The sequence below is a fragment of the Kluyvera sp. EC_51 genome (genome assembly GCF_019584505.1).
Taxonomy (GTDB): domain Bacteria; phylum Pseudomonadota; class Gammaproteobacteria; order Enterobacterales; family Enterobacteriaceae; genus Kluyvera; species Kluyvera sichuanensis.
This window is the reverse complement of record NZ_VDAG01000101.1, coordinates 1-2,549: the sequence shown is the minus strand read 5'-3', so window position 1 is coordinate 2,549 and position 2,549 is coordinate 1. Positions and strand designations below refer to the sequence as shown.

Here is a 2,549-nt window from a genome sequence, read left to right as displayed (position 1 = left end):
TCAGTACACAAGCCATGAATGGCAGTCGTTCCTGAAATCACACGGCCTGGAGGGCAGCATGAGCCGTCGCGGTAACTGCCATGATAATGCGGTTGCAGAAAGCTTTTTCCAGTTGCTGAAGCGTGAACGGATAAAGAAAAAGATCTACGGAACGCGGGAAGAAGCCCGCAGCGATATTTTTGATTACATCGAAATGTTTTATAACTGTAGGCGTCGGCATGGTTCGAGTGATCAGATGCCACCGGCTGAATATGAAAACCTGTATTATCATGGACTGACCCCACGTCCGTAGACAAATTCTGTCCTCACGACGAGGCCTGTTCAAAGGCCTCAGGACTGACGCCGCCGAGATGACTGTGGCGCCGGGCCCGGTTGTAGAACACTTCAATGTAATCGAAGATATCCGCCCGGGCCAGATCCCGGGTTTTATAGATACGTTTTCTGATGCGTTCTTTTTTCAGTGAACTGAAGAACGATTCGGCCACCGCATTATCCCAGCAGTTGCCACGCCGGCTCATGCTTGGGGCCAGATTATTGGCCCGGCAGAAGCGCTGCCAGTCGTCACTGCCGTACTGGCTGCCCTGGTCTGAGTGAACGATAACCTCGCCGTCGGGTTTACGTCGCCAGACCGCCATCATCAGCGCGTCGAGCGCCAGTTCGCGTGAGAGCGTGGGTTTCATCGACCAGCCGACCACATTACGGGCAAAGAGATCGATAACCACCGCCAGATACAGCCAGCCCTGCCAGGTGCGGATATAAGTAATATCGGTGACCCAGACCTGGTTGGCCCGGACAACGGTGAACTGCCGCTGCACGCGATTAGGAGCAACGACTGAAGGCCTGCCAGAGATACGACGTGGTGCTTTATAGCCGCGCACAGCTTTAATCCGGTTCAGTTGCATGATCCGACCCACCCGATTTTTACCGCAGGTTTCCCCGATTTCATTCAGATCGCCATGAACCCGCCGGTAACCGTATACGCCTCCGCTCAGGGAATATGAGTCGCGGATAAGCATCAGCAGGCGTTGGTTATCTTTATCACGCGCTGAGACAGGGTTATGCAGCCACGCATAGAACCCGGCCCGGGCGACATTCAGTACCCGACACATCGTCATCACACCCCATACAGTGCGGTGCTCATTGATAAAGCGGTACTTCAGTCGGGCTCCCTTGCAAAGTACCGCGCGGCCTTTTTCAGGATATCCCGTTCTTCTTCGGTGCGTTTTAGCTGCGCCCGGAGTTTCAGGATCTCGCTTTTAGCTTCCAGTAAATCCCGGGCATGCTGCTCGCTGTTATCAGGTTTAATCGCCCGTAACCACTTATAGAGACTGTGTGCGGAAACGCCCAGACGGTCAGAAACTTCGGCCACGGAATAACCGCGTTCCGTTATCTGACGGACGGCTTCTTCCTTAAATTCAGGTGTAAATCGTGGTGTGCCCATACGCTCCTCCTATGCTCAAACTATAGGGCAGGATCGTCTACCGTGGTGGGGTCAGTCCATCAACGGCTCGGAAGTGTCTAGATTATCCGTGGCGATTCAGGTTTCAACACTAAAGCAATGAATCCACATTTTTAAAAGGGACAGATTTAAAAAGATCCCCCTGTAATCCCCAAATCCCCACCTCACGCAGTAACCCCATATGTTCTCTATTCTCAATCCCTTCAATAATAATTTTGTCGCAGTGTTTTTGAATGGAAGCAATCAGCGGGTAGAGGATTGGATTCTGCACCTGCTCATTAAAGAAGCAGCGATCTACCTTTACAACCTCAAAGTATCCTTCCATCAAACTAACTACATTCGCGTTTCCTGCGCCAAGGTCATCGAGCCATAGCCTATTTACACCCTGGCTCAGCGATTTTAATAAGGAACTTTTCAATCCCTTATCCAAACCAGGGAAATGCTCAGAAAGTTCAAGTTTGACGAATGGCATCGATTCGAAAGTTTGTCTAAGTATGTAGTCATGACGTATTAAAAAAGCCATTTGCTGATCAATGTTCAGTGTACAAAATAGATTCTTTCGTTCGAACCACGTTTGCATAGTGGCAATGTTTCCACATTGTTCGTATAGGAAAAGCCGCTTCCTATCTAAATCCCAAGATGAAATTACGAACTCAGGGTGAAGGGGGCGTCCATCTGAGGCAATGAAGCGAGTGAGAAGCTCAACGCCTAACAACCTCTCGTCAATGCTCACTATAGGTTCAGCAATGAATGTAGTATCCATAACAAATACCATAAATTTTAATTAAAATTATATTGTAATTTTTATCACAATAAAGCAATAGTATTGCCAAAATTTGTGGTACGGATGCGGAATTTTTACTAAGTTATTGATATGCCGTGATTTTCTGATTTGTGTTGGGGGTTTGCTGATTGTTATATATTAGTCTTGAATCGCCACAGGTTTAACAGACACCTCAGAGTCATTTAAGATGACTTAAAGAGAGGTGCCCATGAGCGGTAAGCGTTATCCCGAAGAGTTTAAAACTGAAGCAGTCAAACAGGTTGTTGATCGCGGTTATTCTGTTGCCAGCGTTGCAACACGTCTCGA

General features: G+C 48.4%; 4 protein-coding genes. 2 read left to right on the top strand and 2 right to left on the bottom strand.

All coding sequences use genetic code 11. The features are described from left to right. A partial coding sequence (locus FHC49_RS19495) for an IS3 family transposase (RefSeq protein WP_220440643.1) occupies nucleotides 1-292 on the top strand: 292 nt, incomplete at its 5' end. A gap of 13 nt (nucleotides 293-305) precedes the next feature. Here the strand turns inward: FHC49_RS19495 and FHC49_RS19490 are convergent. Together FHC49_RS19490 and FHC49_RS19485 are read right to left on the bottom strand one after the other, a co-directional pair. Beyond that, nucleotides 306-1,441, bottom strand: a protein-coding gene (locus tag FHC49_RS19490) for an IS3 family transposase (protein ID WP_220440642.1) whose coding sequence is annotated in 2 segments (ribosomal slippage) — nucleotides 306-1,195 and nucleotides 1,195-1,441 — 1,137 coding nt in all. Because the reading frame shifts where the segments join, the coding sequence is not laid out codon by codon here. A 109-nt stretch (nucleotides 1,442-1,550) separates the two neighbouring features. Beyond that, nucleotides 1,551-2,222 (bottom strand): EAL domain-containing protein, encoded by a 672-nt coding sequence (locus FHC49_RS19485; protein WP_220440641.1) that lies wholly within the window; start codon nucleotides 2,220-2,222, stop codon nucleotides 1,551-1,553. Nucleotides 2,223-2,451: 229 nt separating this feature from the next. Here FHC49_RS19485 and FHC49_RS19480 point away from each other — a divergent pair. Then, nucleotides 2,452-2,549, top strand: a 98-nt coding sequence (locus tag FHC49_RS19480) for an IS3 family transposase (protein WP_072253624.1), incomplete at its 3' end; no start/stop codon positions are given.

What these genes read in the sequence shown, in the direction of transcription:
- FHC49_RS19485 (WP_220440641.1), bottom strand. Translation starts at nt 2,222, where the DNA reads ATGGATACTACATTCATTGCTGAACCTATAGTGAGCATTGACGAGAGG.